Source organism: Pseudokineococcus sp. 5B2Z-1 (assembly GCF_037482305.1).
Taxonomy (GTDB): domain Bacteria; phylum Actinomycetota; class Actinomycetes; order Actinomycetales; family Quadrisphaeraceae; genus Pseudokineococcus.
In genome coordinates this window covers 470,592-478,610 of the sequence record NZ_JBBHZG010000004.1, presented here as the reverse complement: position 1 = coordinate 478,610, position 8,019 = coordinate 470,592, and the positions used below count along the sequence as shown (strand labels likewise).

The 8,019-nt window shown below is 79.1% G+C and carries 6 protein-coding genes; 1 reads left to right on the top strand and 5 read right to left on the bottom strand.

What is annotated here, in order from left to right; genetic code table 11:
* Positions 1-37: 37 nt before the first annotated feature.
* From WDV85_RS12975 to WDV85_RS12960, 4 genes are all read right to left on the bottom strand, one after another.
* Positions 38-295 carry an HPr family phosphocarrier protein gene (locus tag WDV85_RS12975; RefSeq protein WP_298803453.1) on the bottom strand — a complete coding sequence of 86 codons (258 nt, stop codon included), beginning with the start codon at positions 293-295 and terminating at the stop codon, positions 38-40.
* Between the two features lie 116 nt (positions 296-411).
* Positions 412-2,571, bottom strand: a complete 2,160-nt coding sequence (locus tag WDV85_RS12970; protein WP_339571019.1) for a PTS fructose transporter subunit IIABC — start codon at positions 2,569-2,571, stop codon at positions 412-414.
* 99 nt (positions 2,572-2,670) lie between these two features.
* The gene (locus WDV85_RS12965; RefSeq protein ID WP_339571018.1) at positions 2,671-3,708 is read right to left on the bottom strand and encodes a 1-phosphofructokinase family hexose kinase; all 1,038 of its coding nucleotides are present in this window, start codon (positions 3,706-3,708) and stop codon (positions 2,671-2,673) included.
* Positions 3,705-4,499 (bottom strand): DeoR/GlpR family DNA-binding transcription regulator, encoded by a 795-nt coding sequence (locus tag WDV85_RS12960; RefSeq protein WP_339571017.1) that lies wholly within the window; start codon positions 4,497-4,499, stop codon positions 3,705-3,707. Before WDV85_RS12960 ends, WDV85_RS12965 begins: the two co-directional genes overlap by 4 nt.
* A 351-nt stretch (positions 4,500-4,850) precedes the next feature.
* On the opposite strand from WDV85_RS12960, the gene WDV85_RS12955 reads away from it, so the two are divergent.
* Entirely contained in the window at positions 4,851-6,602 is a 1,752-nt protein-coding gene (locus WDV85_RS12955; RefSeq protein WP_445263321.1) for a putative PEP-binding protein, read from the top strand.
* A gap of 198 nt (positions 6,603-6,800) precedes the next feature.
* Here WDV85_RS12955 and WDV85_RS12950 read toward each other — a convergent pair whose 3' ends face one another.
* Positions 6,801-7,799, bottom strand: coding sequence for an endonuclease/exonuclease/phosphatase family protein (locus WDV85_RS12950; RefSeq protein WP_339571015.1), 999 nt, complete (start codon positions 7,797-7,799; stop codon positions 6,801-6,803).
* Positions 7,800-8,019 lie beyond the last annotated feature (220 nt).

Here is an 8,019-nt window from a genome sequence, read left to right as displayed (position 1 = left end):
CGGAGCGGGCGGGGGCCGTCGGCGCGGCGGTCGGCCCTCAGGCGTCGAGGTCCTGGGCGACGAGGCCCGCGATCTCGGCGACGTGCGCCTCGTCGTCGCCCTCGACGGTGACCTCGGTGCCCTGCTCGGCGCCGAGCGTCATGATCATGAGGGCGGAGCCGGCGTCGACCGGCTCCTCGCCCTCGACGGCGAGGGTGATGTCGCTGCCGAGCTCGGCCGCGCGGGCGGCGATGACGGCGGCGGGGCGGGCGTGGAGGCCGACGGACGAGCCGACGGCGACGGTGGTGCTGGGCACGGGGGCCTCCTGGGTCGGGCTGGGGCGCGCACAGGGGCGCGGTGGAGTGGCGGTGATCCTCCCGGCCCGGACGGCGTGCCGCGCGGCCGGGCCGGGAGGGGTCTGGTGGTGCTTCCTCAGGCGGCGACGAGGTCGGCCTTCGAGCGGCCGAGGCTCTTGGCCACGATCACGGCGACGGCGCTGACGACCATGCCCGCGAGGATCGCGAGGACGAAGGCGACGACGCCGTCGATGGCGAAGAAGACGAAGATCCCGCCGTGGGGCGCACGGAGCTGGACGCCCGTCGCCATGACGATGGCCCCGGTCGTGGCCGAGCCGAGCATGATCGAGGGGATGACGCGCAGCGGGTCGGCCGCCGCGAAGGGGATGGCTCCCTCGGTGATGAAGGCGGCACCGAGGAGCCACGCGGCCTTGCCGTTCTCCCGCTCGGGCGCCGTGAAGAGCTTCCGGCGGACGACGGTGGCCAGCGCGAGCGCCAGCGGGGGCACCATGCCCGCCGCCATGACGGCCGCCATGATCGTCAGCGGCGCGGTGTCCGTGGCCGTGGCCGCCCCCAGGCCCGCGGCGGCGAAGGCGTAGGCGGTCTTGTTGAGAGGCCCGCCCATGTCGAAGGCCATCATCAGGCCGAGGACGATGCCGAGCAGGACGGCGGAGCCGCCCGAGAGGCCGTTGAGGAAGTCGGCCAGACCCGTCGTCACCGCGGCCAGCGGACGCGCCAGCAGGGCGAACATGAGGAAGCCCGTGATGAGCGTGGCGAAGAGCGGGATGATGACGACCGGCATGAGGCCGCGCGCCCACTGCGGGACGGAGATCTTGCTGATCGCGAGGGCGACGGCACCGGCGAGCAGACCGCCGACGAGACCGCCGATGAAGCCGGCGCCCGTGGCGCCGGCGACGAGGCCGGCGACGAAGCCGGGCGCGATGCCCGGCCGGTCCGCCATCGCGTAGGCGATGTACCCCGCGAGCGCCGGCACGAGGAGGCCGAAGGCCAGCTGGCCGAGGGAGGACAGGACCGCACCGAGGTACTGCAGCAGACCGCCGTCGGGCAGGTCGGTGAGGCTGAAGTCCTGGACGATGAGCGTGTTGAGGGCGCGGCCGGCCGGGTCGCCGGGTGCCGCGTTGACGATCTCGTAGCCGCCCAGCAGGAAGCCCAGCGCGATGAGCAGACCGCCCGCCGCGACGAACGGGATCATGTAGCTGACGCCGGTGAGCAGCCAGCGGCGCAGCTCGCCGCCGAAGCCGGCCCCGCCGGAGCGCGCCCCGGCGCCCGCGGCGGCCGCGCCCGCACCGCCGTCGCCGGCGACCCGCTCGGCGCGGGGGTCGTCGACGGCGCGCAGCGCCTCGGCCACCATCGCGTCGGGCTCGTTGATGGCGCGCTTGACGCCGGAGGAGACGAGCGGCTTGCCGGCGAAGCGGCCGCGCTCCCGCACGCCGACGTCGACGGCGAAGATGACGGCGCTCGCGCCGGCGATGACGTCGGCGGGCAGCGGCGTCGCGCCCGAGGAGCCCTGCGTCTCGACGACGACCTCCACGCCCGCGCGCTCGCCGGCGGCGACGAGGGAGTCGGCGGCCATGTAGGTGTGGGCGATGCCCGTGGGGCACGCCGTGACGGCGACGATCCGGCGGGCGCCCGTGGCGGACGCGACGGGCGCCTCCTGGTCCACGGTCGCGGCGGCGTCGGCGGCCACGGCGCCGGACGCCGTCGCGGGGGCCGCGGCGCCGTCGGCGGTGCCCGCGCCCGCCGCGGGGGCGGCCGGGGCCTTCGGCTGGGCCGGGGCCAGCACCTCGTCGACGAGGCGCACGACCTCCTCCGCGGACGAGGCCTCGCGCAGCGACGCCGTGAAGGCCGGCCGCACGAGCGCGCGGGCGAGCTTGCTCAGCAGCTTGAGGTGCTGGCTGCCGGCGCCCTCGGGGGCGGCGATGAGGAAGACGAGGTCGGCGGGGCCGTCGGGGGCGCCGAAGTCGACCTTCCTCTCGAGCCGGGCGAAGGCCAGCGACGCGCGGGTCACGCCCCCCGTGCGGGCGTGCGGGATGGCGATGCCGTTGGGCAGGCCCGTCGGCGAGGACGCCTCGCGGGCGAGGGCCGCCCGGGCGAGGTCCTCGGTGCCGTCGGCGCCGGCGGTGCGGCCGGCGTCGCCGACCAGCGCGGCGAGGCGGCGGACGACGTCCTCGCTCGTGGCGCCGAGGTCGGCGTCGAGGGCGACGAGCGCGGGGACGAGGAGGTCCTCGCCCCCGGACGCGCTCGCGGCGCTGGTCTCTGCGGTGCTGTGGCTCATCGGTGCCTCTCGGGTCGTCGTCGGTGACGGTGCGGGGGGACGGGCGGTGCGGGGCTGGTGCTCGGTGAGGTGCTGGTCGGGAGGTGCGGGAGGGGCTGGTCAGGACGGCCCGGCGGGTACCGGGTCGAGGTGGAGCGGCTCGAGGTCCAGCGGCGCGACCTCGACGAGGTCGGCGCGCACCTGCTCGGGCCGCGGCAGCGCCGAGCCGGGCAGCGCCGCGGCGGCGGAGCCGTGGGCGACGGCGAGGCGCAGGCGCTCGGGCGCCTCGAGCCCTCGGAGGTCGGCGAGGACGTAGCCCGCGAGCGCGGAGTCGCCCGCGCCGACGGTGCTGCGCGGCGCGACCGGCGGCGGCAGCGCGCTCCACGCGCCCTCGGCCGTGACGAGGACGGCGCCGCGCGCGCCGAGGGTCACGAGGACGGCACCGACGCCGCGGGCGACGAGGGCGCGGGCCGCGCGCGCGGCGGCGCGGGGGTCCGCCTCGAGGGCGTCGCCGTCCTCGCCGACGAGCTCGCCGAGCTCCTCGCCGTTGGGCTTGACGACGTCGGGCGCGGTCGCCGGGTCGGCCCCCGGCCCGAGCAGCGCCGCCAGCGCGGGTCCGGAGGTGTCGACGGCGACGGCGCAGCCGCGCGCCCGCAGCGGCGCGACGAGGTCGGCGTAGAGCGACGCCGGGGCACCGGGGGGCAGCGACCCGGACAGGACGGCCCAGCGGGAGCCCTCGGCGGCGTCGAGGACGGCCTCGCGCAGCGCCGCGCCACGGGCCGCGGTGAGCTCGGGGCCGGCCTCGTTGACCTTCGTCGTCGTCCCGTCCGGCTCCGTGACGGCGGTGTTCGTGCGCACGGGCCCGCCGGCGGGCGTCGGGCGGGCGGGCAGGCCGGCGTCGGCGAGCGCCGCGAGCAGCGGGTCGCCGGCGTCCGCGGGGAGCACCGCGACGACGCCGCGGCCGGCCGCCGCGAGCACGCGCGCCACGTTGACGCCCTTGCCGCCCGGCTCCACGACGGAGCCGGTGGCGCGCTGCACGGCGCCGCGGCGCAGCGGGCCGCCGACCTCGACCGTGCGGTCCAGGCTGGGAGCGGCGGTGAGGGTGACGACCTCGACCGCGCCCGCGCCGGCGGCGGTCGCGGGCGTGGGGGCGCTCACGCCGTCACCACGTCGACGCCGGCGGCCCCGAGGGCGGCGAGCTCCCCGCCGGACGCGGCGGGGGCCGCGTCCGTCACGAGCACGTCGACCTCCTCGAGGCGGGCGAAGCGGTGCAGGTCCTGGCGACCGGCCTTGGAGGCGTCCGCGAGGACGACGACCCGGCGCGCGGCCCGCACGAGCGCGCGCTTGACGGCGGCCTCCTCGGCGTCCGGCGTCGTGAACCCCGCCTCGGCCGAGAAGCCGTTGGTGCCGAGGACGGCGACGTCGACGCGCAGGTCCTCCAGGGCCCGCACCGTCTCGGCGCCCACGGCCGCCTCGGTCATCGGCCGGACCCGGCCCCCGACGAGGTGCAGCTCGACGCCGGGGACGCCGACGAGGCGGGCGGCCAGGTGCACGGCGTGGGTGACGACGACGAGCGAGCTGCCCTCGACGAGCGCGCCCGTCGACGTGGCGAGCAGGCCGGCGAGGCGGCCCGTGGTCGAGCCGGCGTCGAGGGCGACGCTCGACGTGCCGGGGGGCAGCTGCGCGAGCGCGGCGGCCGCGATGCGGTCCTTCGCCTCGGGGGCCACGCGGTCGCGCTCCTCGACCCGGGTCTCCGGCGCCGCCAGCGCCGAGGGCGCGACGGCACCGCCGTGCACGCGCCGGAGGGCGCCGCCGCGCTCGAGGACGGCGAGGTCGCGGCGCACGGTCTCGGTGGTGACGGCGTGCTCGAGGGCGAGGTCGGTGACGGAGACGCGGGACTCGCGGGCCACACGGGCGGCGATGGCCGCCTGGCGCTCGGGTGCGTACACGGCTCACTCCCTCGTGAGTCGGCCCGGGCGGCCCGCGGGAGTCGCGACCGGGCGGATGTGGTTTCGTGTGGTTCTGGTGTTGCGTTGGTTGGTTCTACGCCCGGTTACCTTGACATGTCAAGGGCTCGTGCCTAGCGTCCCCAGGAGCCGGCCGGACCGGCGGACGCCCGGGCGGGCGCTCCGTCGGGCACCGCGCCACGACCCCCACCCGGCGCGGGTCCTGACCCGCTCCGTCGACGACGACGGGAGCCCCTCGTGACCTCCTCCACCACCCCGCAGCCCTCCGGCCACGGCTCGGCGGGCGGGCGCGCCGGCGCGCTCCCCGACCCCGCCGCCGACCCGTCCGCCGAGCTGGGCGCCGGCCCGGCCGACGGGGGCAGCGCCCCGCTGCGGGGCACACCCGTCGTCCCGGGCGTCGCCGTCGGCCCCGTCGTGCGCCCCGCGCCGCGCCCGAAGCTGCCGGAGGTGCCGGCCGACGGCGGCGCCGGCGTCGTCCCCGAGGACGCGCGCGACGCCGAGCTCGAGCGCGCCCGGGCCTCGGCGGCCGCCGTCGCCGAGCGCCTGAGGGTCCGCGCGGAGGCCACGACGGGGGACGCCGCCGCGGTGCTCCGGGCGACGGCCCAGCTGGCCGCCGACCGCGGCTTCCTCGGCGAGGTGCGCAAGCGCACGCGGTCCGGGGCCGCCGCCGAGGTCGCCGTCACCGGCGCCGCCGAGAAGTTCGCGCAGATGTTCGCGGCCATGGGCGGCCTCATGGCCGACCGCGTCACCGACCTGCACGACGTGCGCGACCGCGTCGTCGCCGACCTCACGGGCCAGCCGCAGCCCGGCGTCCCCCGGCCCGATGTCGCCAGCGTCCTCGTGGCCGAGGACCTCGCGCCCGCCGACACGGCTGGCCTCGACCCGGCGCGCGTGCGCGCTCTGGTCACGCGCGGCGGCGGCCCGACGGGCCACACGGCGATCATCGCCCGCCAGCTCGGCATCCCCTGCGTCGTCGCCGTCGAGGGCGCGCAGGCGCTCGCGGAGGGCGACATGGTGCTCGTCGACGGCACCACCGGCACCGTGCAGGTCGACCCCGACCTCGAGCACGCCGCGGGCCGCGTCGAGGCCGACCGCGCGGCCCGCGCCGCCGCGGCCGCCTGGCGGGGCCCGGGCCGCCTCGGCGACGGCACCCCGTTCCCGCTGCTGGCCAACGTGGCCGACGGCCCCGCCGCCCGCGCGGCCGCCGCCGGCCCCGCCGAGGGCGTCGGCCTGTTCCGCACCGAGCTGTGCTTCCTCGGCACCGCCGTCGAGCCGGACGTCGAGGCGCAGGCCGCCGTCTACGCCGAGGTCCTCGCGCCGTTCGCGGAGCGGGCCCGAGCGGGGCGCTCGGGAGACGGGTCGGCCGGTGACGAGCCGGTCGACGTCAAGCTCGTCCTGCGCACCCTCGACGCCGGCTCGGACAAGCCCCTCGCCTACGCGACGCCGGAGCACGAGGAGAACCCGTCGCTCGGCGTCCGCGGGCTGCGGGTCGTGCGCCGCGACCCGGGGCTGCTCGAGCGCCAGCTCGACGCCGTCGCCCTGGCCGCCGAGCGCACGGGCCTGCGGCCGTGGGTCATGGCGCCGATGGTCGCCACCGAGGCCGAGGCCAAGGGTTTCGCCGCCGCGGTGCGCGCCCGCGGGCTCGTGCCCGGCGTCATGGTCGAGGTGCCGTCGGTCGCGCTGCTGGCCGCGCGGTTCCTCCACCACGTCGACTTCCTGTCGATCGGCACCAACGACCTCACCCAGTACGCCATGGCGGCCGACCGCCTCTCGAGCGACCTGGCCGACCTCAACGACCCGTGGCAGCCCGCCGTCCTCGCGCTCGTGGCCATGACGGCGATCGCGGGACAGCGAGCGGGCAAGCCCGTGGGCGTGTGCGGGGAGGCGGCCGCCGACCCGCTGCTCGCCTGCGTGCTCGTGGGGCTCGGCGTCACCTCGCTGTCGGCGGCGGCCGCCGCGCTGCCCGCCGTGGGCGCGCGGCTGCAGACGGCCACCCCCGAGCGGTGCCGGGCGGCGGCGTCCGCGGCCCTCGCGGCGCCCGACCCGGCCGCGGCGCGCGCCGCGGCCCTGGCCGAGCTGGGCTGAGCCCAGCAGCGCCCTCCAGCACCCCTGGGCCGTGCTGGGGCGGGTGCGCGCGGCGCCGGGACGACCACCCACCGGGGACGGCCCTCGAGCGCGGACGTCGAGGGCCTGCTCGCGGCGCGTCGTCCCTCGAAGTCCGCGCTCAGGAGGTACGGACGGCGCGTCGTCCCTCGAAGTCCGCGCCCGGGAGGCCCAGACGGGCTACGGCTCGCGCCGGGCCAGCGCGACGACGAGCGCGCGGTGGTCGGTCGCGCCCACGCGCTCGACCCGCGCCGAGAGCGGCTGCCAGGCGCGCCCGTCGACGAGCACGTGGTCGATGGGCGCACCGAGCACGGCCGGGACTGCCGCGGGCCACGTCCCCCAGGCCGCGGCACCCGTGGCGGCCGCCGCGTCCACGCAGGGCCCGGCGTCGAGGGCGTCGGCGAGCGGGGCGTGGTCGAGCGTCGCGTTGAGGTCCCCGGCCACGACGGCGCCGGGCACGGCCGTGCACGCCGCGGCGGCCGTGGCCACCTGCTCGGCCCACCGCTCCTGCGGGAAGGCCCCGGGGATCGGCGGCGGCGGGTGCACCGCGACGAGGAGGGGGCCGTCGCCGTCGACCGGTGCGGCGGCGACGGCGGAGAGGTCGAGGGCGGGCGCGTCGGCGCGCTCGTGCGGGCCCAGGCGCTCGTGCACGAGCAGGCTCGTGGCGGCGATCGGCCGGTCGTCGACCTGCTCGGCGAGCACGGCGAAGCCCGAGCCCGTGCGCCGCTCGACCGCCGCGGCCATGGCCACCGCCCGCTCCGCGGAGGTCTCCGGCAGGGCGACGACGTCCGCCCCGGTCTCGTCCACGAGCTCGGCGAGCTCCTCGGGCGCCACCCCGTCGACCTCGGTGTTGAGGGTGACGACGACGAGGTCCGCTCCCGCGGCCGGCCCCGCGCCGCCCCACCCGCGCGCGACGAGGACGCCGACGTGGCCGGCCGCGCAGGCCAGGAGGACGACCGCGAGCGCCCCGGCCACCAGCGGCCGCCGGCGCCGTCGGAGCGCCACGGCGACCAGCCCGACGACGAGCCCGAGCACGAGCAGCGCCAGGGCCCCCGCCCCCCGCAGGGCCACCGCCTGCGTGACGCCCGGCGTGGTCGAGAGCCCCAGCGGGAGGGGCGCGCAGGTGATGACGGCGGCGGTCGCGAGCACCAGGGCCGCCACCACGCCCAGGGGTCGCACGGCCGCACCCTGCCACGGCCCGTGGCGGCGGAGCGGTCGCGGAGGAGCGGTCGCGGAGGAGGGGGACCGGGCCGGCGCCGGGGTGCTCGCGGCCGGTCAGCGCGCGCGGACGGCGAGGAGCGCGACGTCGTCGCGGGCGCGCCCGGCGTCGTCCGCGAGCATCTCGGCGACGACCGCGTCGACGAGCTCGGCCAGCGGGGCGCCCGCGCGGCGCCCCGCC

What these genes read in the sequence shown, in the direction of transcription:
- WDV85_RS12970 (WP_339571019.1), bottom strand. Translation starts at nt 2,571, where the DNA reads ATGAGCCACAGCACCGCAGAGACCAGCGCCGCGAGCGCGTCCGGGGGC.